The sequence below is a fragment of the Mesorhizobium sp. WSM3873 genome, assembly GCF_001672445.1.
Classification (GTDB): Bacteria; Pseudomonadota; Alphaproteobacteria; order Rhizobiales; family Rhizobiaceae; genus Mesorhizobium.
The window spans coordinates 233,868-256,982 of sequence record NZ_LYTM01000012.1 but is presented as its reverse complement, the minus strand read 5'-3'; the positions used below and the strand labels follow the sequence as shown (position 1 = coordinate 256,982).

Here is a 23,115-nt window from a genome sequence, read left to right as displayed (position 1 = left end):
ACGGCAAATCGTCCTGCATCACATAGCGTGCCGCAGGACGATTTTCACTACAGCATGATCCCGAAAACTGTGCAGCGGTTTCGGGAAGAGCATGCTCACAAAGATAAACGGGATGACTTTTGGAAGTCATCCCGCTTTGAGAGCCAGCAATAGCTCCTTCAGTGCCGGGGCGGCTCATCGACGTGAGAGGGCCTCGAGCGCTGCGGCGGCGTCTTCCAGAATGCTGATCGCCTCGGCCTGCTTGTCCTCCGGCGCATCGACAATATCGCTGAGTGCGGCGCGTAGGCGGTGGCGCAGTGCGCGGAACCGGTCGCGCTTTTCGTGACGGCCGCGCCGGCCGCCGTCCTCGCCCTCGTCGTTCCAGCCGAACCAGTCGCGAGCCTTGGCCATCTTGCGGCCGAACCGCTCGAGATGGTCGAGCACGTGATCGATCATCTCGCGATTTTGCTCGAGATGCGCCCTGCCCGCCTCGGTGATCGAGAACACCTTCTTGTTGCCTTCGCTTGACGAGACGGCATAGCCGGCCTCTTCGAGAAAGGTCAGCGTCGGATAGACCACGCCCGGGCTCGGGCTGTAGATGCCGCTGGTGCGTTCCTCCAGCGCCTTGATGATGTCGTAGCCGTGCCGCGGCGCCTCGGCCAGAAGCGACAGCGTGATCAGCTTGAGATCGCCGTCGGCCAGCATGCGGCCGGCGCGGAACATGTCGCCCGGACCGCCGCGGCCGCCGCCCCGCATGCCCTGCCCGAAGGGACCAAAGCCGCCGCCGCGACCGCCGAAACGACCGGCCATGTGCATGAACATGCGCTGACCGAAATGGTTGTACCCGAAGGGACTATGCTTGTGCATGGATCGCTCCTTGAGTTCTATCTTACGATATATCTTAAGTAGGCGGCGGCCGTTAAGTCAAGATATATCTTACGATGTATCTTCGTTGACGCCAAGCGAACCGCCAGGCGTCCGAAATGCGACGCCACGCGCTGCGAAAACCGGCTACCAGCGGCCTGTGCGGCGGTTCCAGGCGTAGAGAAGATCGGCCAAGCGATCATAGACAAAGCGCGTCAGCCGCAGCACGGCCGGATTGCCGAACAGGGTGGCCAGCCATCCCTCGCCAGGCGTGAGCCGCCAGACCGCGATGGCCACATCGGCACCGACCAGCAGCTTGCCCTCGGCATCGGTCGCATGCAGCCGACGGCGGACATCCTCGAGCGAGGCGCCGAAGGCTAAAAGCGCTTTCGGTTCGAGATTGATATCGCGGAATTCGACGCGGCCGGATTTGACCGCTTCAATCAGCCGCCGTTTCTGGCGGTTGATGCCGGCATCGCAGACCGGGCAGCGTGTGTTGTACCAGACAGTCAGCAACGGTTCAGGCATCGCGCGACTATCGGCGACCGAGCGCGGCACCGCAACAGCATCGAGCCGGGCTGTTTCCGGCGTTCTACCCCAGCGAACTGATGATCTCGCGGTAGGCGAATTCCGGAAACGCCTTCATCGTCCGCGTCCTGACATTGCCGCCGGACGACAACATCAGCGCGAAACGGGCAAGCACGGCATCGTCCGGCGCTTCGACAATGGCGACCATGTCGCATTCGCCCATGGTCAGATAGAATGCCTTGAACGATCCGCCCATTTCACCGAGCAGCTTCTTGGCGGCATCGAGCCGCTTCGGCGACTCCCGCACGTTCTTGGCGCCCAATTCGGTCCAGTTGATAAGCACGATGTAGGTTGTCATGGCACACCTCCCACCGGGAGCCACGGAGCGCGACGCCTGGCAGTTGCGACCGGCGTCCGGGGCGGGCATCCGGCTTGTCGCCCACAAATGCATCCGACCCTGAAATTATCCTCCTGTTGAGCAAGCCCGGCAAGGCGTCATAACAAATGACAGGAAATGAAAAAGGACGCCGAGGCGCCCTTTTTCATATGTTGCGTTTCCGCTCAGCTGTCCAGGAAGCTTCTCAGCTTCCGCGAGCGGCTCGGGTGCTTGAGCTTGCGCAGCGCCTTGGCCTCGATCTGACGGATACGCTCGCGTGTCACCGAGAACTGCTGGCCGACCTCTTCCAGCGTGTGGTCGGTGTTCATGCCGATGCCGAAGCGCATGCGCAGAACACGCTCCTCGCGCGGGGTGAGCGAAGCCAGCACGCGCGTGGTCGTCTCGCGCAGATTGGCTTGGATCGCCGCGTCGATCGGCAGGATCGCCATCTTGTCCTCGATGAAGTCGCCGAGATGCGAATCCTCCTCGTCGCCGACCGGGGTTTCGAGCGAGATCGGCTCCTTGGCGATCTTCAGCACCTTGCGCACTTTTTCGAGCGGCATTGCGAGCTTCTCTGCCAGCTCTTCCGGCGTCGGCTCGCGGCCGATCTCATGCAGCATCTGGCGCGAGGTACGGACGATCTTGTTGATCGTCTCGATCATGTGCACCGGAATGCGGATGGTGCGCGCCTGATCGGCGATCGAGCGGGTGATCGCCTGCCGGATCCACCATGTCGCGTAGGTCGAGAACTTGTAGCCGCGGCGGTACTCGAATTTGTCGACCGCCTTCATCAGGCCGATATTGCCTTCCTGGATCAGGTCCAGGAACTGCAGGCCGCGATTGGTATACTTCTTGGCGATGGAGATGACGAGCCGAAGGTTCGCTTCCACCATTTCCTTCTTGGCGATCGCGGCCTCGCGCTCGCCCTTCTGCACCTGGTTGACGATCCTGCGGAATTCCAAGATCGAGATCGCCGTCTCGGTGGCGAGGTTCTGGATCTCGGCGCGCAGCTCCTTGATCGCGTCCTTCTCGTTCTTGGTGAACTCCTTCCAGCCGCGCGAGGTGAGATTCGCGATCGAGCGGGTCCAGTTCGGATCGAGCTCCGAGCCCTGATACTCCTTGAGGAACTCCTCGCGGCGCACGCCGTAGCTTTCGGCGAGCCGAAGCAGCTTGCCCTCGTTCTGCACCAGGCGCTTGTTGATGTCGTAGAGCTGCTCGACCAGCGCCTCGATGCGCGCGGTATTGAGCGACAGCGACTTCACCGCCTTGATGAGCTGCTCCTTGAGCTCCTTCAGCCGGCGATCCTGGCTGGGCGAAAGCGTGCCGGCAGCCGCCAGCCGGTTCTCGACCTGCTGGTCCTGCAGCTTGCGAAGCTTCTTGTAAGTATCGGCGATGACGTCGAGCGTCTCCATCACCTGCGGGCGCAATTCCGCTTCCATCGCGGCCAGCGACAGGCTTGCCTCGTCCTCGTCGTCTTCCTCTTCTTCCAGCCCGCGCGTGTCGCCGCCGACATTGGTGATGTCGTCTTCTTCCTCGCGCGCCGCCGAGCGGCCGCGCGGCTTCTCTTCGGCCTTGGGCGCTTCCTCGACGCGTTCGACGACCGGCGCCTGCTTGGCCTCGGGGCCGGCATAGGTCGCCTCGAGGTCGATGATCTCGCGCAGCAGGATCTTCGATTCGTTTAGCTCGTCGCGCCAGATGATGATCGCCTGGAAGGTGAGCGGGCTCTCGCATAGGCCCGCGATCATCGTCTCGCGGCCGGCCTCGATGCGCTTGGCGATCGCGATTTCGCCCTCGCGCGACAGGAGCTCGACCGAGCCCATCTCGCGCAGATACATGCGCACCGGATCGTCGGTGCGGTCGGTCGGCTCTTTCTTGGTGGTCGTGGTGGCAACGGCGGTGCCGGTCTGCTCGGCAAGCTCGTTAGCGTCTTCCTCGGAGTCGGCGCCCGCGTCGCCGCCTTCCGCCTCCTCGCCCTGCTCGTCGTCCTCGACGACGTTGATGCCCATGTCGGACAGCATGGCCATCGTGTCCTCGATCTGCTCGGATGTCACTTCCTCCGAGGGCAGCACCGAGTTCAGTTCGTCCATGGTCACATAGCCGCGCTTCTTGGCGGCCTTGATCATCTTCTTGACAGCATCATCGGAAAGGTCGAGCAGCGGGCCATCTGTGGCGCCTTCACGTTCGGTCTCGACCTCTTCCTTTTCCTTTGTCGCCATTCTTTGTCGTCTCCAAGCGGCCGAATATCGAAGCCGCGTAAGCTGCCGGACCGGTCAAACCGGATGCGCTCGCCCCAGAACGCTTCTTACCGGGCCACTGACCGCATCATCTCTTTTGTTTGCTGCCTGTCGTTGCCCCAAAACCGGTTCCACTTTTGGGCGACATGCATTAAGTCCAGATTAACCCTGGTATCTGTGGCAGGCCTTTTGCCTGTCCAGTCGCCAGAACCTTACATCGCTCAAAATTTCCCACCGACGCCGGGCACGGTTAACGTTTCGAATCGTCCTGATTCCGCCAATCTGCCAGAAGGTCAAGCGCCTCTGGCATGATTCGCATGAAAAAAGCGAATCAATTGCCCGACTTAGAGGCGTCGAATCGACGCGCCTTGAGCATTTCCACTTCATTTCGGGCCGACCTGGGCCTAAGCGCGCCCAGCCCTGCCCGACGAAACGCCGAACCCTTCGATCAGCGCTTCCGTTGCCTGTACATCGTTGAATTGCGCTTGAATCTCGACGAGATGCCGGAAGTTTTCGTCCGACGGGTCTGCATCGAGCGCCACCTGCGCCTGTTTCAGCTCCCTATGTAAGGTGCGCGCGCTGCGCTGCAAGTGCAGCGCTTGGTTGAAGGCGTCCCGGGCATCGTCAAGTCCCGCGGTTTCGAGCGCCGGCCACTGCCGCGCCCGCTTGATCAGCGCCACCGCGCGTTCCCAGATGTCGCCGCATCCGGCGCGCTCGATGGTGGCGATGACTGCGTCGCGGTCGTCGGCCGCGTCATGCGCCATCGCGTCGAGGATGGCTGCATGCAGCCGCCTGAGATCCGAATTGGCAAGATCGAGGAATTCGACATGCGCGAAATTCTCGTCGATCAGCGGCGGATGGTTGACCAGCGCCACGATGATCGTCGCCTCGCGTACCGACATGGCCTCGCCCGTGCGCTTGACCAGCGCCGAGCGGCCGAGGCTTTCGGTGATGGCGGTGCGCGCGCCCGCAGCGCTCCGGCCAAACGCCCCGCCTGGCGCCGAACCTCTGCCGCGCTCGCCTGGCCGGCCGTCCTGGCGTCCCCCGTGTAGGCCTTGCCGCGCGCCGCGCTGCGAGCCGAAGAAGCTTAGGACGCGCTCGCGCATCTCCTGCTGATAGTGGTAGCGCAGGCTTTCGTCGCGGATGCGGCCGGTAAGCTCGCGCAGCGTCTTCTCGAGCTCCGCCCGCCGCTCCGGCGTATCGAACACGCCGCCGGCCGTCTCGCGCATCCACAGAAGATCGGCGAGCGGCCGCGCTTCCGAAAGCACCGCGCGGAACGCGTCCGGCCCATCCGCTTTGACCAGATCGTCGGGGTCCTTGCCTTCGGGCAGCAGCGCGAAGCGTGCCGAGCGCCCGGGCTGGATCGCCGGCAGGGCGAGGTCGGCGGCGCGCCAGGCGGCCTTCAGCCCGGCCTGGTCGCCGTCGAAGCAAAGCACCGGCTCGCCGGCCATGCGCCACAAAAGCTCGAGCTGGTTTTCGGTAAGCGCCGTACCGAGAGGCGCCACGGCATTCTCGAAGCCGGCCTGTGCCAGCGCGATCACGTCCATATAGCCTTCGACGGCGATCACCGTGCCGCCCTTGGCCACCGCTTTGCGGGCGCGGGCGAAATTGTAGAGCACGTTGCCCTTGTGGAAGAGCTCGGTCTCCGGCGAGTTCATGTATTTCGCCAAAGCGTCCGGCGCCAGCGCCCGACCGCCGAAGGCGATGATCCTGCCGCGCGAATCCGGGATCGGGAACATGATGCGGTCGCGGAACCAGTCATAGGAGACCGGGATGTCGTCGCCATGCCGGACCAGTCCGCAGGCTTCGATATCGGCCTTCGGCACCCCCTTGGCGGCGAGGTATTCCTTGAGCGCGTTGCGGCTGTCCGGCGCATAGCCGAGCCGGAAGGACTGCTGCGTCGCCGGCGTCAGACCGCGGTCGCGCAGATAGGCGCGGGCCTTGGCGCCTTCCGGTCCCTGCAGGCGCTCCTGGAAGAAGACCGTCGCCATCTCCATGACGTCGGTCAGGCTGGCGCGTTCCTTCTCGCGCTTTTCTTCTTGGGCGTCGCGCACCGGCACCGGCACGCCGGCCATCTCTGCGATCCTTTCGACCGCTTCGGGAAAGCTCATGCCGTCGAGCTCGGTCAGGAACTTGAAATGATCACCCGAGACCGAACAGCCGAAACAGTGATAGCGCCCCTTCTTGTCCTCGCAGTGGAACGACGGGCTCTTTTCGCCGTGAAACGGGCAGCACGCCCAATAATCGCCGCGCGATGCGTTGGACTTCTTCCTATCCCAGGAAACGCGTTGACCGATCACCGAAGAAATCGGCACGCGGTCGCGTATCTCGTCGAGGAAGGCGGGTGGAAAGCGCATCGGGAAAGGCTCGTTTACCCTCCATATAATCAAGCCGCTTGGGCGCGACGACTCGATAAGCCCGATCGTACCCGCTTTTCACAGACAAAAAGAAGGCGGCCGCGCGGCCGCCTTCCCGTCTTTCGGACCATTCCCCGCTCAGTGCGCGGCGATCGCGCCGAAGATGATACCGGACACGATGCTGACCAAAAGGTAGTCGTTGCCGACGCGAATCCACTCCTGGCCGGGGCCGGGACGGCGCAGCCCATAACGGTGCCAGTCGCGAACCGCCTGATGGCGCTTCCAGCTGGAATACTTCTGCCCATTGCGCCAATGGCTGCGCTTCACCACGACCTTCTTCTTCACGACGCGCTTCTCGACATGCCGGCCCGGCTTCTGCCAGTCGACCTGTGTGTAGGTCGATTGCGTCTCGCTCGGCTGAACGAGCGGCGCCGCCTGGCCCGAAAAGGCCGAAGCGGTCAGCATCGCGGCGGTCACGGTGGAAAGTATGAGACGCTTCATGGTCAGTGCTCCTTGGTTGTCGATAGGCAGGGAGATATTCCGGCTGGCATGAACCGAAACTGAACACCCTGGTTACAATTCCGTAATGAATTCCGTTGGTTACGCAAGCAGCTTCACCAATTTACAGAAACCGGTTCAAGCCCAGGCTTCGCGTCGACGCGACATTTGCCGCCTGTCCGACCGCGATCTGCAACCAAAGCACCTTCTATCCATTTCCGACACAGGCCGTCGTGTGCCGAATGTCGGCCGAATCGGGTAAAATTTATTATCCGGCTAATGTAAACTGCTTTAGTCTCGACCTTCGAAATGCTTGCGATTCGCACCTTTTTCCGCTTCCTGGCCGCCTCGTTGCGAGGCTCGGCATGAGCGGATCCGTTGTCCTTCTGCACCTTGCCGGCGCAGTGGCGCTGATGCTGTTCGCCACCCGCATGGTAAAAACCGGTGTCGAGCGCGCCTATGGCGATGTGCTGCGTCACAGGCTGCGCGCCACCATGCGCAAGCCGCTGATGGCGGTGCTGGCCGGCTGTGGCCTCGCGATCGCGCTGCAGAGTTCAACCGCCGTCACGCTGCTGGTCGGCTCCTTCGCCGGCGCCGGCATCGTGTCGGGCGCCGCCGGGCAGCTTGCCGTGCGCGGCGCCGAGATCGGCTCGGCCTTGGTCGCGAAGCTTCTTACCTTTGATCTGTCGCTCGTGGTGCCGTTGTGCCTGGTCGCAGGAACCATCATGTTCATGGCCACCGAGCGCCGCGATTGGCGTCAGACCGGCCGCATCCTTGTCGGCATCGGCCTTCTGATCCTGTCGCTGGAGATGATCGGCCAAGCTTCCGAGCCGTTGCGCGACAGCCAGCTCATGCCGGTCATCATCGACTACTTCTCCGGCGATGCGATCAGCTCCTACCTGCTGGCGGCACTGATCACCTGGCTGTTCCAGTCGAGCATCGCGGCGGTCCTGCTCATGGCCACGCTCGCCGGCCGGGGTTTGATCACTCCGGAGCTCGGCGTCGTCCTGATCCTGGGCGTCAATCTCGGTTCCTCGATCATCGCGCCGATGCTCACCCGCTCGGCAGCGGCGGAAGTCCGCATCGTTCCGATCGGCAATCTTCTGATGCGCGGGCTTGGCTCGCTCGTGATGCTGATCCTGTTCATGATTTTCAGGCCGCACTTCTCCTTTCTCGGCGCGACGGCCTCCGGCCAGATCGTCAACGCCCATATCCTGTTCAACGTGATCATCCTGCTTGCCGGGCTGCCGCTCGCCGGCCTCGTCTATCGCGCTTCGCAGAAGATCGTGGCGCTCGGTACTAAGCCCGAACCGGCGGCAGCGCTCGACGTGGTCGAATTGTCCGCGCTGAACGAGAGCGCGCTCGACACGCCAAGCCAGGCCTTGGCCAACGCCACGCGCGAGGTGGTCCGGGTCTGCGAGACGGTCGAGATCATGCTGAAGCGGATCATCGAGCTCTATGGGAGCGCCGACGCCGGCAAGATCAAGGCGCTGGCCGCGCTCGACGACCGGGTCGACCAGAAGCACGCCGCGATCAAGCTCTATCTGGCCAAGGTCACCAAGAACCCCCTGAGCGAGGACGAGGCGCTGCGCTGCCAGGAACTGATCGGCGCGTGCGTTAAGCTGGAGCAGGTCGGCGACATCATCGTGCGCAACATGCTTGTGCATGTCAGGAAGAAGCTGGAGCGCGGGCTGGAATTCACGCCCGAGGGCTGGCGCGAGCTTTGCGCTTTCCATGCCTCGGTTCTGGCCAATGCGCGGCTTGCCTTCAACGTGCTGGTCTCGCGCGACCCGGAAACCGCCCGCCAGTTGGTGCTCGAGAAGGACCTGCTGCGCGAGCGCGAGAAAGAGACCAGCGCCAGCCACTTCGTGCGGCTGCGCGACGGGACCGCGAAAAGCGTCGAGACCAGTTCGATCCATCTCGACACCATCCGCGACCTCAAGCAGATCAATTCGCTGCTCGCCTCCATGGCCTACCCGGTGCTGGAGGAGCGCGGGCTGCTCGGCGGCTCGCGGCTGAAGGCGAGCTAGCATCGCTGAAGGCGAGCTAGCATCGACCGACCGGCCCGCACACAATTAGCCTTCGTTCAATCCTCGCATCCGTCGGCTAGGTGACGGTGAGCGTGATGACGGCTCCGACTGAGCGCCCGTACGGCACGAAGAGGGCCAGTCGAGACCACTGCCCAACCCGGTCAAGAAAACCTAAAGCGGCATCGACAATTTCTGCATTGCCCGTAGCGTCCATCCGTGATTTGAGGCCAGCTCATTCAGGATCGCTGTCCGCGCCATGCTGCCCCTCATTGCCCTGTTCATTGCCGCCTTCGCTTTCGGCACGACTGAATTCGTCATCGCCGGCGTGCTGCCGGAGGTAGCGCAGGGTCTGAGTGTTTCCGTGCCCACCGCCGGCTATCTCGTCTCCGGCTATGCCTGCGGCATCGCCGTTGGTGGTCCGCTCCTGGCGCTCGCAACCAGCAGGGTCTCGCGAAAGTCGCTGCTCATCGCCCTGACCATTGCCTTCACTCTTGGCCAGGCCGCTTGCGCGCTGGCGCCCGATTTCACCTCGATGCTTCTCCTGCGCATTGCCACTGCAGTGGCGCATGGCTGCTATTTCGGCGTCGCCATGGTGGTCGCGGTCGGCCTGGTGCGCGAGGACCAGCGCGGCCGGGCGGTCGCGGTCATCCTCTCTGGATTGACCGTCTCCAACGTTATCGGCGTTCCGGCCGGCACCGCGATCGGCGGTCTCTGGGGCTGGCGGGCGACCTTCTGGGTGATGTGCGCGCTGGGCGTCGTCGCGATCGTTGCCATGCTTGCGCTGCTGCCCCGCACGGCAGGCGCCGCCAACCGGCCCGCCGGCCTCGCGCGCGAGGTGCGCGTGTTGGGGCGCCAGCAGGTCTGGACCTCGCTCATCCTGATGCTGATGTTGATGATCGGCCAGTTCGGCCTCTTCACCTACATCACGCCGACGCTGCTCGAAGTCACCGGCCTCCACGAAAGCCTGATCCCGTTTGTGCTGCTGCTCAACGGCGTCGGCGCGACGATCGGCGTTCTCTTGGGCGGCAAGCTTGCCGACTGGAAGCTGATGCCGTCGTTGATCGCCATGCTTTTCCTGCAGGCGGTAATGCTTGGCGTCATCTATGCGGTCAGTCCCTACCCGGTGCCGATGATCGTCGCGATCGTCATATGGGGCGGCCTCAACTTCGCCATCGGCGCGCCGATCCAGACCCGGATCCTGGCCTGGACGGCAGACGCCTCGAACCTTGCCTCGTCGCTGATTCCCTCGGGCTTCAATGTCGGCATCGCGCTCGCTGCCTCGCTGGGCGCTGCGATGCTCAATGCCGGTCTTGGCTATCGCAGCCTGCCGGTCGCCGGCGCGCTTGCCATGCTGGTGGCCCTGGCGGTCGCGCTTGCCTCGCAGGCTTGGGAATGGCGCAGCCGGGCGACGCCGCCGTTGCCGGCTGCGGCGGAATAGAGCCTTGGCGTGCCGCTCTGCCGCCTCAGACGTGAGGACGCAAGGAGCCAGAGCCGCCCGACAGGATCGACACCAAACTGTGAAGCCCCTCCTCCAGCCTTTCGTGGCTGGATGCGGCACCCAACGCCAGCCGCAAGCCATCAGCGGCACTGGGCACGACGGAGAACTCTTCCGCCGGGCTGAGGGCCAATCCGCGACGGCGTGCGATCTCGGCGATATCCGATGAACGCAATCGCGCATCCAGCGGATACCAAAGATGCAGGCTTGATTCCGTCGAGGCGAAACCGGCCGGCAGGATCTTGCGCGCGATCGTCTGCCTGGCCTCTGCTTCGGCACGCACCGCGGCGGTGATCTCGCCGGCCAGGCCGCTTCGCACCCACTCGCAGGCGAGCCCCGTCATCAGCGGCGGCGCCATCATGGTGGTGCCCCGGATTGTCGCCGCGATCCGCTCGACGGATTTCACGTCAGGCGCCGCCAGGAACGCCGTGCGCAGAAATGGCGAGATGCATTTCGCCAATGTAGCCACATGGAATGTCCGCTCCGGCGCCAGGCTGAGGAAGGCTGGCGGTGAAGTGGTCTGCAGTGGACTGTAGGGATCGTCCTCGACGATCACCAGGCCAAGCCTGCCCGCCATCCGAACCAGGTCCCGGCGCCGGCCCGCCGGCATGGTGAGCGTGGTCGGATTGTGAAGTGTCGCGTTGAGATAGAGAGCGCGGGCGCCGTATCGTCGCGCCGCTTCCTCCAGATAGTCGGGGCGCATGCCGTCATCGTCGCGGCCCCCCCCAGCCAGCTTTCGCCCCGTGGCCTGCGCCAGCTCGATCAGGCCGGGATAGGTCAGCGCGTCCGTGAGGATCGTATCGCCCTCGCGGGTTTGCGACAGAAGGACGGCGGCGAGCAGCGCCTGCGCCCCCGAACCAACAGCAACGCGCTCGACAGGCAACCTGTCGCCGGCTGTGGCAAGCCAAAACGAGCCAGCGGCGCGTTCGGCGGGAGAACCCGGGCCGGGATGGTAGGAAAGCAGTGCTTCGGCGCTGGAACGTTTGAGCAGTCCCTCGATGCCACTCCGGATCAATGCCGGCAGGCTGAGGCCCGAAGGCGCCGGCGGAATGTTCATGCTCAGATCGAGGATCGGCTCTTCCGGCTCGCCGGGGGTGACGAAGGTGCCGCGACCGGTCGTTGCATCGATCAGGTTCCTGCGGCGGGCTTCGGTGAACGCCCGGGTGACCGTGGTCAGATCCACGCCAAGGAAGCGGGCAAGCTCTCGCTGCGGCGGCAGCCTGTCCCCCGGTTGCAGCCGCCCGATCGAGCGGGCAGCCGCAAGCGCCTCGACGATCTTGAGATAGAGCGGTCGTGAGTCTTCCGCCAAGGGAGAAAGCCAGCTGAGGTCCCCTTCACTGTTCATGCCACCGGTATCCATACATTTTGTCGCATTGTATGCATACAATAATCATATTAGTATGTATGCGTGACCTCAAGGCCGATCGAATGCATGCGAGGTCCTGGAGTGATGACCATGCACGACGCGCACTATCCCCACCTCGAACCCTGGCGGGTCGGCATCCGCGGGCGATGCCCGCGTTGCGGAGAGGGCCGGCTGTTCGACGGATTTCTGAAGCTGGCGCCGAAATGCGAAGTCTGCGGGCTCAACTATTCTTTTGCCGATCCGGCCGACGGACCCGCCTTCTTCGTCATCTGCTTTGCCTGCGTGCCCTCCGTCCTGTTCGCCGTCTGGGCGCAGGTGACGTTCGAGCCATCCATGTGGTTCCACGCCTTCGTTTCGTTGCCGATCATCCTTGCGACCTGCATTCCGCCGCTCAGGCCGCTGAAAGGCTGGCTTGTCGCGAGCCAGTTCTACTACAAGGCCGCAGAAGGAAGACTGGCCAGGCCCGGCGAATAAGGTTCTCAAGCTCGCTTGCCTTGAGACCTAAAGGTCGATCCGGTACTTGAGGCTCTCCGCGCCACCATAGGCGGCGACTTTGGCGAACCGCCCGACGAGAATGCCGCCATTGGCGAGCACCACCTTCTGGGATGCAAGATTGTCGAGATCCGTGGTGATCTCGACATAGTCGAGACCGACCGCCCTTGCCTCGTGAAGCATCAGCCGCAGCGCTTCGGTGGCATAGCCGCGTCCCTTCTTCCATGGCATCACGGCATAGCCGATGTGGCCGAGCACGTGCGGCGGCAGCGCCGACGTGCCCTTCTGCCAGCGAAGCCCGATCGAGCCGGCGGCCTCGCCGTCCCAGATCCAGCGCCGGAAGCCCGGCAGACGCGGCACTGTCGTGCCGTCCGGCAGCGCGATCGGCGACCCTTTCGCCTCGGGGTCGTCCAGGTCGGCGAGAAATGCCACCGGATCTTCTTCAATGGCCTCGAGCTGCTCGCGCGTAGCCTCCAGCAGCCGCACATTGTCCGGCGACCAGCCGCGCTCCAGCGCCGCCTTGTAGGATGGCAGATGCTCGAGCGCTGGTTTGACGAGTTCGACCATGAAGCCGTGTCCTTTGCGAGATCGGCAGGCATAGCCCCGGTCAGGATCGCCCTCAAGCTGACTGAAAGCGGATTTCGCCCTTGTTGAGGAAGCACATCTTGTCGAAGAGCGATAAATCGAGTGGGTTCGGCAGCCGGACATCGTCAAGGTCGGGAAAAGGCTTCCTGGACGCATCGTATGACCGGTCGACCTGGGAGATGAAGACCAGCACCAGCCCGCGTTCCCGGGCAAATGATCTCAAGGCGCGTATCTGGACCATGAGCTCGGGATCTTCGCGCTTCTGGTCGAGCAGTTGCAGATAGTCGATCACCGCCAGCGTGCCGCGCGGCGCCGACCCCAACGCCTCGATGATGTAGGCGGCGCTGATGGCGTCGGAATTGTCGAACTCGAACAGATGGTCGAAAACGGCAGGGTCGACGCCGATGTCGCGGAACCGGTCGAGGATATCGGCATGCATGTATTCCAGGGTGAAGAATACGGCGCGACTGCCCTGCTTCATGGCCGCCACGGCGAGTTCGAGGCTCATCAGCGTCTTGCCCTGACCCGGCCGGGCCGCAACGAGGACCATGTCGCCGGGTATCAGTTGCGCCAGCAGCCTCCCGGCGGGTGCGGCCTCGGCGGCTTTCGCCGCAAGCAGGCTCCAGCTGCCAAAGCCTTCCTTGAAGGCCATGCGGTCAAGCGCCTCATGAAGGGGAACATTTTCCTTGCGCGACAGCAACCTCGCCTGGCGCTTCAGATGATAGACGGGTGCGGAAAGCCGCATCAAAAAACCTCCTATTGCGAGCAGTCTTCGCAATCCCTCCTTATGCCGATGCTCGAACAGTCGGTTTAGCGATCGAATGCCCTGCATGAACAATGCTTTCCCAACGGAGGGAGGAGGCGTGGGCGCGCCGGAATCAGATAGTAGCCAACTTCTTGCCTGTCGAAAATCGCAGATGCGCCAGCTTCGGCAGATCGCACTAGACACAAGAAGTGTTTCGCCCATCGGCGCTATGCTCTTATGATTGGCGCAGGTGATTCACCACAAGCGATACCAGTTCGAGGGGGATTAATCCGGTGCGGTTGATATCTGTTCCGCTTGGTGCCGCCGTCCTCTTCGTCCTCGCCGCTCTGACGGCATCGGTCGGCTCGTTCGCGGCGTTGCGCCCATCGAACATTCCGGACTGGCTGCAGCGCCATGTCGGCGACAACGAAGGTCAGATCTCGCAGGTCGTGCTGGAGCGGGCGCGCGCCCTCTACCAGAAGAAGGTCAGTGAAGGTTCGGTCAGCAACCCCTGCTACTTCGCCATGGATGCAACGCGGCCCGGCGACCTGGGCAACAGTGTGCTTGGCCAACGCTACTATATCATCTGCGAGGCCAAGCAGCTCTTTCGAGCGGTTTCTTCGGGCCATGGCGGCGGTCGCAATCTCAAAGGCGTTGCCGATTTCTCCAATGGCAGGCGTTGCGCGAAAAACTTCGGCAACGCGATGGACTCGGAGCTGACGGCAGGCGGAGCCTACATGACCGCCGAGACCAAGACGTCCTTCAAGGGCTATTATCGCGTCGGTGCGCAGAACGCGGTGTTCATGCGTACCTTCATCCAGTTCGATGGCGAAGGCGAAGCGGCGAACGCCAGGCAGCGCGTGATCGGCGGCCATCCGGCAGCCTTGCTCAGGGGCATGTGCCTGCGGAAAGATCCGAACAGCTCCTACGCCGACCATGACGGCTTCGTCCCGTTCGGCAAGCTGGTGAATTATGCCGGCGGCCGCAGCAATGGCTGCACCAGCTGGTCGCCGGCCGATGCCGAGCAGATCATCCCGTTGGTGAAGAACAACCCGACCACGCTCTACATCTATCCTGAATCGCGCGACATCGCCGCTGTGGCGCGCGCAAAGGCCGCCGGCCAAGCGCTGTCGGCTGCGGGCGTCTATTGGAACGCATCCTGCCTGAAGGAAATCGGCTCTCCGAAGTTCTGGCCGAAGAAGACCCTCGAGCCGATCATCGCGCAGTACAAGAAAGACCATCCGGCACCGCCGCCGCAGCCGGTGCCGATCTGCAAGAACTGAGCCGGTCTTCTACTGGAGCAGCCCCTTGATGATGGCGCTCGCCTTGGCGAAATCCATCTGGCCGGCATATTTCTGCTTCAGCGCGCCGATCACCTTGCCCATGTCCTTCTGGCTGGCGGCACCCGTCGCCGCGATCGCCTCGCGCGCCGCCGCCGTGATCGCGGCATCGTCGAGCTGTGCCGGCAGGAACTCGCGGATGATCTCCATCTCGCCGCGCTCCTGCGCCGCCAGTTCCGGCCGCTTGCCGTCCTCGAAGGCTTTGGCCGATTCTTCGCGCTGCTTCACCATCTTGGAAAGGATCTGCAGGATCTCTTCCTCGCTCGCCGCCGGCTTGCCCGCGCCGCGATTGGCGATGTCGCGGTCGTGGATGGCGGCCTGGATCAGCCTGAGCGTCGGCAGCCGATGCTTGTCCTGCGCCTTCATCGCGCTCTTCATGGATTCGGCGATTTTCTCGCGCATGATGCTTCTCCTTCGATCGCGGCGGACAATAGCTTCGCCGGACGCTCAAGGCAAATCGCCGCAAACCGTTGATTTTGCTCGGCTAAACAAATCGATTCCGCTCGGAGGAAGCGTCATTGACCGCTTTGGCGCTATCCCCTATGTACTGAGCCTCGCATGAACTGAAACTTTGGTTGCGCACAGGCTCGCGAATTCGCCGCCGCGCGTCGTTTGCTGCGCGGATCGTCCCCTGCAACGGGATGATCCGGAAGCCGCCTCTAGGAGTGCCGCCATGGCCACGACCGCCCCTTGGGCCACCGAAAAGCCGACCGCCCTTCTGGTGCTCGCCGACGGCACGGTGATCGAAGGCCGCGGCCTCGGCGCCACCGGATCGGCGGTCGCCGAAGTCTGCTTCAACACCGCCCTGACCGGGTACGAGGAGATCCTTACCGACCCCTCCTATGCCGGCCAGATCGTCACCTTCACCTTCCCGCATATCGGCAATGTCGGCACCAACAGCGAGGATATCGAGGATTTGCATCCGGCTGCCCGCGCGGGCGCCGTCGGCGCGATCTTCAAGGCCAATGTCACCGACCCCTCCAATTACCGGGCAGCCGGGCATCTCGATCAATGGCTGAAGAGGCGCGGCATCGTCGCGCTTTCGGGGATCGACACTCGCGCTCTCACCGTGCTGATCCGCGAGAAAGGCATGCCCAATGCCGTCATCGCCCATGCACCGGATGGCGTTTTCGACCTCGACGACCTGAAGCGGCGCGCCGCCGCCTGGTCGGGCCTTATCGGGCTGGACCTCGCCAAGGAGGTCACCTCGGGTCAATCCTCGGTCTGGCGCGAGACGCCCTGGGCCTGGAACAAAGGCTTCGGCGAGCAGGACGAGCCGTCGCTGCATGTCGTGGCCATCGACTATGGCGTCAAGCGAAACATCCTGCGCCTGCTCGCGGGCCTCGGCGCCAAGGTCACCGTCGTGCCGGCCAAGACCGGCGCGGAAGAGATCCTAGCCATACAGCCGGACGGCATCTTCCTGTCCAATGGCCCCGGCGATCCGGAAGCGACGGGCGAATATGCCGTGCCGGTCATCCAGAACCTGCTGAAAACCGATCTCCCGGTGTTCGGCATCTGTCTCGGCCACCAGATGCTGGCGCTGGCGCTCGGCGGCAAGACCGAGAAGATGCATCAGGGCCATCACGGCGCCAACCATCCGGTCAAGGACCACACAACCGGCAAGGTCGAGATCGTCTCGATGAACCATGGCTTCGCCGTCGACGCCGACTCGCTGCCCGAAGGCGTCGAGGAAACCCATGTCTCGCTGTTCGACGGCTCGAATTGCGGCATCGCGCTGACCGGCCGGCCGGTGTTCTCGGTCCAGCACCATCCCGAGGCCTCGCCCGGCCCGCAGGATTCGCACTATCTCTTCCGCCGCTTCGTCAATCTCATCCGCGAGCGGCGCGGCGAGGAAGCGCTGGCAGAACGTTGACACGCCCTGTGTGTTAGCTATAATATCGCCGACATAAAAATAAGAGCGGCGATATCCGGTGAAGACTATCATCCTCTCGGCGGCCGCGGCTCGTGATCTCGACAATCTACCCGCTGACGTTCGGAACCAAGTATCCGAGGGCTTGGTAGATTACGCGATAAGCGGTCGAGGAGATGTAAAGCGCTTGGCTGGCAGAGATGGCTGCAGGCTGCGGATCGGTCGCTACCGAGTTATATTCGACGAGGATCGCGCTACTATCCTAGCTATCTACATAGGAAAACGCGAGACAACAACCTACAGCAGGTCATAACGGGACAAGTGTCATGAATGCCCCGCAAATCATCAAAACCTCAACCGGCGAGGAATTGGTCGTGATCCCCAAGGCGGATTACGAGGCGTTGCTGCATGCCGCCGAGGAGGCTCTCGAAGATGCTGCGGATGTCGCCATCTATGACGAGCGAAAAGCCGACCTCAAAACCGAAAGGACGCTACCGGCGGACGTGACCATGGATGTCTTGCGCGGCTCCAGTCGACTAAAGGCGCTGCGCAACTGGCGAAAGCTCACCCAAGCCGAACTGGCTGCGGCGATCGGTGTCAGCCAGGGTTTCCTATCGGACCTCGAATCCAATCGCCGTAAGCCGTCTGAGCAGACCAGCGCAATGCTGGCGAAGGCGCTCGATATCCCCGGAGAATGGATCGAGCCTTAGTCGTTCTCAGGCCGCGTCGGTCGCCGCTTCCTGCGCGTGCATGCGCTCGACCTCCTTCGGTGTCGGCTTGGCCACCTTCGTCACGAAGACGATCACCGCCAATGTGAGGAAAACCGCGCCGAGCACATAGGGCGCGCCGCCGAACTCAACCGGCGCGCTTGGGCCGGTGAACCAGGAAAAGATCGCCGTATAAAGCAGCGGCGTGATGATCGAGGTGATCGAGAAGATCGAGGTCATCGCGCCCTGCAATTCGCCTTGCGCCGAAGGCGGCACCTTGGCGGCCGCAAGGCTCCTCAATGGCGGGTCGGCGAGCGCTTCCAGGCAGCCGGCGACGATCACCGCGTAGATCATCCAGCCCTGCGTCGCAAACGCGTAGCCGAAGGCGCTGAGCGCGGTGAAGGTAAGGCCGATCGCCGCCGTCCTCCACTCGCCGAGCTTCGGGATGACACGCGGCAGCACCGTCGCCATGACGATCGCGCCGCATAGGCCGAAGGCGCCGAGCGAGAAGCCGATCTGCTGCTCATTCCAGCCATAACGGTAGCTTGAAACGAAGGACCAGACCGCCGGATACATCATGTGGCCGAGCGTCATCAGGAAGAAGACCAGCCCGATCCAGCCAATGCCGGGATAGTTGCGCATCTGGATGAGCGTGCCGACCGGATTGGCGCGTTTCCATTCGAAGCGGCGACGATGCTGCTCGTCCAATGTCTCCGGCAGCAAGAACATCGCGATGAGGAAGTTCACCAAGGCGAGCCCGGCGGCGAAGTAGAACGGCACGCGCGGCCCGAATGTGCCGAGCAGTCCGCCGAGCACCGGGCCGATGACGAAGCCGACGCCGAAGGCAATGCCGAGCAGGCCGAAATTCTTGGCCCTGTTCTCGTCGTTCGAGATGTCGGCGATGAAGGCCGACGTCGTCGAATAGCTGGCGCCGGAAATGCCGGCGAGCACGCGTCCGATGAATAGCATCGGATAGGACCAGGCGATGGCGCAGATCAGATTGTCGATGGAGAAGGTGAGCACCGAGGCGAGCAGGATCGGCCGCCGCCCGAAACGGTCGCTTAAGCCGCCGATGACAGGCGCGAAGAAGAACTGCATCGCCGCATAGACGAAGAACAGCCAGCCGCCCTCGATAGCCGCCTCGCTTACGCCGGCGCCGGTCAGCTCCTGCAGATAGGCCGGCAGCACCGGCATGATGATGCCGAAGCCGATGACGTCGAGCAGCAGCGTCGTGAAAACGAGCGCAAGGCCCCGCTTGGCGGTCTTGGGGTCGATCATGGTGACAAGCTCCTCGGCCGCCTTGGACGGGAGGGTCTTATAGGCGAGACAGCCGGCCGGAACAATAAGCGAACGACCGCAACTGCCTCATCCTGACATCAGTTCCCGGCAGCCCGCCGCGGTGCCGCAGCCCTGCGTCGCTGTTCAGACCGGATTATTGAATGTATCGCAGTCCGAAAGCTTGCCGCTCTTGTAGCCGCGCGCCAGCCAGGTCTGCCGCTGCGCCGACGTGCCGTGATTGAAGCTTTCCGGAACCACATAGCCCTGCATTTTTTTCTGCAGCGTGTCGTCGCCGATCTGCTTGGCGGCATTCAGCGCGCTTTCCATGTCGCCCTGCTCCAGAATGCCCTTCTGCGCGGTATAGTGCGCCCAGACACCGGCGAAGCAGTCTGCCTGAAGCTCGACCCGGACCGACATCTGATTGGCCTCGGCCTCGCCCATGCCCTGCCGCATCTGGTTGAATTTCGACATGATGCCGGTGAGGTTCTGCACGTGATGGCCGACCTCATGCGCGATCACGTAGGCGCGGGCGAATTCACCCGAGGCGCCGAACTGCTGGTCGAGCTGCTGGAAGAAGGTCATGTCGAGATAGACCTTGTGATCGCCCGGGCAATAGAAAGGTCCCGCCGCCGAAGAGGCAAAGCCGCAAGCCGACCGGATCTGGCTGCTGAACAGCACCAGTTTCGGGTCCTCATAGGTGAGGCCATTGGCCTTGAAGATACCGCTCCATGTGTCCTCGGTCTCGGCGAGCACGGTCGCCACGAACTGTTTCATCTCGTCCGAGGCGGGCGCGCCGCTGTCCGGCGAACTACTGTCTTCGGTAATCTGGCCGCCGCCGCCCGGCACAAGGCCACCACCTTCACCCAGGATCTGCGATGGATCGAAGCCGAAATACCATCCGGCGAGAACCACCAGAATGACGAAGATGATGCTGCCGCCGCCGCCCGCTCGCCCCCCGATCGGAACGCGGAACTGCCGCGGACCGCCACCGCCGAACCCGCCGCCGCTGTCGCTGCGCTCGTCCTCGATATTGTCGCTCTGACGGCGGCCTTTCCAAAGCATGGCAACTTCCTCGCAATGCAGATGTTCTGGAAGGTCCGGCCTAAGACCGCCCCCTTCAGACAATTATCGCAACGGTCACGCCGAGTCACAGCATTTTTGCTGACCAAAAGACCGCGCGTCCGGCTCCAGATGGGAGGAGAATTCAGAGCTTTTGTTTCGACCGGTTTCGGCCTCGGTCTTTGCGCTCGTCACGAGCCGCCGCCTGTCTCAACCCGTTGGCCGCTTGCTAGCCCTTCGTGGTCCGTGCCTGTTCAACGCCCGTCGCTTCCTCCCTTCCACGCGATCATCGCGCAACGTCAGGAGCAACGTGCGTACCGTTCGGCGGTTCCAGCGACTCGTCGGTCGGGAAGTTTAACGCTGGCGGGGCTCAGCGTGTCGTCATCGCCCTGCGAAATGCATCCAGCGTCTCGGCGCTGACATGGTGCTCGATGCCCTCGGCATCGATCCGTGCCGTCTCGGCGCTGACACCGAGCGAGCGCAGGAAGGCTTCGACAGTCTCGTGACGGATGCGGCTCTCCTGCGCCACCTTGCGACCGGCGTCCGTGAGAAACACCCCGCGATAGGGTTTCCTGGACACCAGCCCATCGGCGCAGAGCCGTGTCAGCATTTTTGCCACGGTGGGTTGCGCGACGCCAAGCCTGGCCGCGATATCGACCTGACGGGCCTCGTTTCCGTCCTCGATCAGATCGGCGATCAGCTCGACATAGTCCTCGACAAGCGCGCTGCGGCGCGCTTCGCGGGTCTGCCTGAACCCTTCCGAATGGATTTCGGCATCAGGAAGCGGCTTTTCGCGTCGAACTGGTCTGTTCCTCAGCGCCAATACGCGCTCCTTCATGGCTGAATCGGCTCCGCACTCATAGCACGGACCGTAGCTGCTCTGGCCGTTTATTTGCATTCCCGGGTCGGCGCAACCCGGCGTTTGCTGCTGCACGCGGCGCCTGTCGGCCTGCATCACAAGAGCTTGAACAATGAAGTATAGCCTGTTGCATAATGTTCAGCCTTAGCATACATAGTGGCGATCCTCGATACCCTTCCAGCGGACCCCCCGATGTCAGAAGCAGTGTCCCGTCCCTCGTGGCAATTTGCCCGCTCCGATGAGACTGAGCAGCCCAGTCTGCGCGAGGTCAATGCCTCGATCAGGGTGCCCGACACCGGTCTCTGGTTCCGCCGCCTGTTCGCCTTCATGGGTCCCGGCTATATGGTCTCGGTCGGCTATATGGACCCGGGCAACTGGGCGACAGACCTCGCCGGCGGCGCCCAGTTCGGCTACACGCTGCTTTTCATCATCATGCTGTCGAACCTGATGGCGATCCTGTTGCAGGCGCTGGCCGCCCGCCTCGGCATCGCCACCGGCCGCGACCTCGCGCAGGCCTGCCGCGCCTATTATCCGCGTCCGGTAAATTTCCTGCTCTGGATCGCCTGCGAACTGGCGATCATCGCCTGCGACCTCGCCGAGGTGATCGGCACGGCGATTGCGCTGCAGCTCCTGTTCGGCATCCCGCTGATCGGCGGCGCCGTCCTCACCGCGCTCGACGCCTTCCTTGTGCTGCTGCTCATGAACAGGGGCTTCCGTTATCTCGAGGCGTTCGTCGTCGCGCTCCTGATCATCATCTTTGGCTGCTTCGCCATCCAGATCTTCGTCGCCGTCCCGCCCGCAGGCACAATCCTGCATTCGATGTTCGTGCCGTCGCCCGAGATCGTCACCAACCCGACGATGCTCTACATCGCCATCGGCATCATCGGCGCCACCGTGATGCCGCACAATCTCTACCTGCACTCCTCGATCGTGCAGACCCGCGCCTATGAGCGCACCGATGCGGGCAAGCGCGATGCCATCAAGTGGGCGACTACGGACTCGACCATCGCACTGATCCTGGCGCTGTTCGTCAACGCGTCCATCCTGATCGTCGCGGCAGTGGCCTTCCACGGCACCGGGCACCAGGATGTCGCCGAGATCGGTCAGGCTTTTGAACTGCTGTCGCCGCTGTTGGGCTTGAGCATTGCCTCGATCCTGTTCGCGGTCGCGCTGCTCGCGTCCGGGCTCAACTCGACGGTCACCGCGACGCTCGCCGGCCAGATCGTGATGGAAGGCTTCCTGCGTCTGCGCATTCCGCAATGGGCGCGCCGCCTGCTGACGCGCGGCCTTGCCATCGTCCCCGTCGTGATCGTCACCGCGCTCTACGGCGAAAAGGGAACGGCCCAACTCCTGGTCTTCAGCCAGGTCATCCTGTCGATGCAGTTGCCCTTCGCCGTTGTGCCGCTGGTGCAGTTCGTCTCGGATAACAAGAAGATGGGCAGTTTCGCCATCTCGCGCGGCGTCGCCGCACTCGCCTGGGTAGTCGCGGCGATCATCCTGGTGCTCAACTTCAAGCTGCTCTTCGACACTTTTGCCGGCTGAGTTCGAGCCGCGACATCCCGGCCGGCCGCGCTATCTTCTGAAAGCATGACCGTTTCGGACGACGCCCGAAAATTCTACGCCAAACTGATGGCCGCGCATGCGCGCTCCGCCGATCCCCGCATCGAGGAGGCGTTCGCCTCCGTGCCGCGCGAGGCCTTTCTCGGCCCTGGACCTTGGACCGTCTTTGCCGGCGACGGGGCGTTCAAAACCCCGACTGCCGATCCCGGCTACATCTACCAGAACGTGCTGGTGGTGCTCGATGCCGACAAGGGCATCAACAACGGCGAACCGGTTCTGCACGCCATGTGGATCGGCAAGGTCGAACCGAAACCCGGCGAAGCCGTCACCCATATCGGCGCCGGTACCGGCTACTATACCGCGCTGCTGGCAAGGTTGGTCGAGCCCGGCGGCAGCGTCACCGCCTTCGAGATCGAAGCGGATCTCGCCGCGCAAGCCAAGGTGAACCTCGCGGCCTATGGCAATGTCGAGGTCGTTGCCGGCGACGCTGTCGCCGGCCCGCTGCCGCCCTCCGACATCATCTATGTCAATGCTGCCGTCATTGCCCCGCCCCCTGCGTGGCTGAGGGCGCTCAGGCCCGGCGGCCGGCTGATCTTCCCCTGGCGGCCGGCGCAGCGAATCGGCCTCGCCGTGCTGGTCACCCGCATGCAGGCGGGTTTCGCCTGCAGGCCCTTCATGGGTTCCTGGTTCATCCCTTGCGTCGGCGCCTCCCTCGCCGGCCCGGAGGCAAGAGTGCCAACTCGCGAACGCGCCAGCCGCACGCGCTCGATCTGGCTGAGTGAGGACAAGGCGCCCGATCGCACTGCCACTGCCGTGTTCGGCGATGTCTGGTTCTCGTCCCGCGCCATGCGCGCCGACAGCGAACGATAGAAATCTGCGGGAGCCTGTGTCGG

Annotated in this window: 21 protein-coding genes; 8 read left to right on the top strand and 13 right to left on the bottom strand. The window is 63.4% G+C overall.

The genetic code is table 11. The features are described from left to right. Positions 1 to 174 precede the first annotated feature (174 nt). The 6 genes from A9K71_RS11110 to A9K71_RS11085 form a co-directional block, all read right to left on the bottom strand. Positions 175 to 846: a PadR family transcriptional regulator gene (locus A9K71_RS11110; protein WP_066994618.1), complete on the bottom strand. Its 672-nt coding sequence runs from the start codon at positions 844 to 846 to the stop codon at positions 175 to 177. A gap of 144 nt (positions 847 to 990) precedes the next feature. After that, a complete protein-coding gene (locus tag A9K71_RS11105) occupies positions 991 to 1,371 on the bottom strand; it encodes a DCC1-like thiol-disulfide oxidoreductase family protein (RefSeq protein ID WP_197504219.1) in 381 nt (126 codons plus the stop codon). 64 nt (positions 1,372 to 1,435) lie between these two features. After that, positions 1,436 to 1,729 carry a GYD domain-containing protein gene (locus tag A9K71_RS11100; RefSeq protein WP_066994615.1) on the bottom strand — a complete coding sequence of 98 codons (294 nt, stop codon included), beginning with the start codon at positions 1,727 to 1,729 and terminating at the stop codon, positions 1,436 to 1,438. Between the two features lie 203 nt (positions 1,730 to 1,932). After that, positions 1,933 to 3,963, bottom strand: coding sequence for an RNA polymerase sigma factor RpoD (rpoD, locus tag A9K71_RS11095; RefSeq protein WP_066994612.1), 2,031 nt, complete (start codon positions 3,961 to 3,963; stop codon positions 1,933 to 1,935). A gap of 422 nt (positions 3,964 to 4,385) precedes the next feature. Then, a complete protein-coding gene (gene dnaG, locus A9K71_RS11090; RefSeq protein WP_066994609.1) occupies positions 4,386 to 6,338 on the bottom strand; it encodes a DNA primase in 1,953 nt (650 codons plus the stop codon). Between the two features lie 138 nt (positions 6,339 to 6,476). After that, the gene (locus tag A9K71_RS11085; protein ID WP_066994606.1) at positions 6,477 to 6,839 is read right to left on the bottom strand and encodes an RcnB family protein; all 363 of its coding nucleotides are present in this window, start codon (positions 6,837 to 6,839) and stop codon (positions 6,477 to 6,479) included. 362 nt (positions 6,840 to 7,201) lie between these two features. Here A9K71_RS11085 and A9K71_RS11080 point away from each other — a divergent pair, with 362 nt between their 5' ends. Together A9K71_RS11080 and A9K71_RS11075 are read left to right on the top strand one after the other, a co-directional pair. Next, positions 7,202 to 8,866, top strand: a complete 1,665-nt coding sequence (locus A9K71_RS11080; RefSeq protein WP_066994603.1) for a Na/Pi cotransporter family protein — start codon at positions 7,202 to 7,204, stop codon at positions 8,864 to 8,866. 256 nt (positions 8,867 to 9,122) lie between these two features. Continuing rightward, entirely contained in the window at positions 9,123 to 10,304 is a 1,182-nt protein-coding gene (locus tag A9K71_RS11075; protein WP_066994601.1) for an MFS transporter, read from the top strand. 25 nt (positions 10,305 to 10,329) lie between these two features. On the opposite strand, the gene A9K71_RS11070 is transcribed toward A9K71_RS11075, so the two are convergent. Then, the gene (locus A9K71_RS11070; RefSeq protein ID WP_197504218.1) at positions 10,330 to 11,706 is read right to left on the bottom strand and encodes a PLP-dependent aminotransferase family protein; all 1,377 of its coding nucleotides are present in this window, start codon (positions 11,704 to 11,706) and stop codon (positions 10,330 to 10,332) included. A gap of 111 nt (positions 11,707 to 11,817) precedes the next feature. Between A9K71_RS11070 and A9K71_RS11065 the strand changes: the two genes are divergently transcribed. Beyond that, positions 11,818 to 12,201 (top strand): DUF983 domain-containing protein, encoded by a 384-nt coding sequence (locus A9K71_RS11065; RefSeq protein ID WP_082980464.1) that lies wholly within the window; start codon positions 11,818 to 11,820, stop codon positions 12,199 to 12,201. 27 nt (positions 12,202 to 12,228) lie between these two features. Here A9K71_RS11065 and A9K71_RS11060 read toward each other — a convergent pair whose 3' ends face one another. Both A9K71_RS11060 and A9K71_RS11055 read right to left on the bottom strand, forming a co-directional pair. Continuing rightward, positions 12,229 to 12,786 (bottom strand): GNAT family N-acetyltransferase, encoded by a 558-nt coding sequence (locus tag A9K71_RS11060; RefSeq protein ID WP_066994598.1) that lies wholly within the window; start codon positions 12,784 to 12,786, stop codon positions 12,229 to 12,231. Between the two features lie 52 nt (positions 12,787 to 12,838). Then, positions 12,839 to 13,549: a DNA helicase gene (locus A9K71_RS11055; RefSeq protein WP_066994597.1), complete on the bottom strand. Its 711-nt coding sequence runs from the start codon at positions 13,547 to 13,549 to the stop codon at positions 12,839 to 12,841. A gap of 293 nt (positions 13,550 to 13,842) precedes the next feature. On the opposite strand from A9K71_RS11055, the gene A9K71_RS11050 reads away from it, so the two are divergent. Next, positions 13,843 to 14,832, top strand: a complete 990-nt coding sequence (locus tag A9K71_RS11050) for a hypothetical protein (RefSeq protein WP_066994596.1) — start codon at positions 13,843 to 13,845, stop codon at positions 14,830 to 14,832. Between the two features lie 9 nt (positions 14,833 to 14,841). On the opposite strand, the gene A9K71_RS11045 is transcribed toward A9K71_RS11050, so the two are convergent. Beyond that, positions 14,842 to 15,291, bottom strand: a complete 450-nt coding sequence (locus tag A9K71_RS11045; RefSeq protein WP_066994594.1) for a GatB/YqeY domain-containing protein — start codon at positions 15,289 to 15,291, stop codon at positions 14,842 to 14,844. Between the two features lie 271 nt (positions 15,292 to 15,562). On the opposite strand from A9K71_RS11045, the gene carA reads away from it, so the two are divergent. Next, a complete protein-coding gene (carA, locus tag A9K71_RS11040; protein ID WP_066994593.1) occupies positions 15,563 to 16,762 on the top strand; it encodes a glutamine-hydrolyzing carbamoyl-phosphate synthase small subunit in 1,200 nt (399 codons plus the stop codon). Between the two features lie 323 nt (positions 16,763 to 17,085). After that, positions 17,086 to 17,469, top strand: a complete 384-nt coding sequence (locus tag A9K71_RS11035) for a helix-turn-helix transcriptional regulator (RefSeq protein ID WP_066994590.1) — start codon at positions 17,086 to 17,088, stop codon at positions 17,467 to 17,469. Positions 17,470 to 17,475: 6 nt separating this feature from the next. Here A9K71_RS11035 and A9K71_RS11030 read toward each other — a convergent pair whose 3' ends face one another. From A9K71_RS11030 to mntR, 3 genes are all read right to left on the bottom strand, one after another. After that, positions 17,476 to 18,744 (bottom strand): TCR/Tet family MFS transporter, encoded by a 1,269-nt coding sequence (locus A9K71_RS11030; RefSeq protein ID WP_066994589.1) that lies wholly within the window; start codon positions 18,742 to 18,744, stop codon positions 17,476 to 17,478. A gap of 144 nt (positions 18,745 to 18,888) precedes the next feature. Beyond that, a complete protein-coding gene (locus tag A9K71_RS11025) occupies positions 18,889 to 19,806 on the bottom strand; it encodes a neutral zinc metallopeptidase (RefSeq protein WP_066994587.1) in 918 nt (305 codons plus the stop codon). A gap of 367 nt (positions 19,807 to 20,173) precedes the next feature. Further along, positions 20,174 to 20,626, bottom strand: a complete 453-nt coding sequence (mntR, locus tag A9K71_RS11020; protein ID WP_066994948.1) for a manganese-binding transcriptional regulator MntR — start codon at positions 20,624 to 20,626, stop codon at positions 20,174 to 20,176. Between the two features lie 228 nt (positions 20,627 to 20,854). On the opposite strand from mntR, the gene A9K71_RS11015 reads away from it, so the two are divergent. After that, the gene (locus tag A9K71_RS11015) at positions 20,855 to 22,204 is read left to right on the top strand and encodes an Nramp family divalent metal transporter (protein WP_066994584.1); all 1,350 of its coding nucleotides are present in this window, start codon (positions 20,855 to 20,857) and stop codon (positions 22,202 to 22,204) included. Positions 22,205 to 22,249: 45 nt separating this feature from the next. Next, positions 22,250 to 23,092 (top strand): protein-L-isoaspartate O-methyltransferase, encoded by an 843-nt coding sequence (locus A9K71_RS11010; protein WP_066994576.1) that lies wholly within the window; start codon positions 22,250 to 22,252, stop codon positions 23,090 to 23,092. Positions 23,093 to 23,115 lie beyond the last annotated feature (23 nt).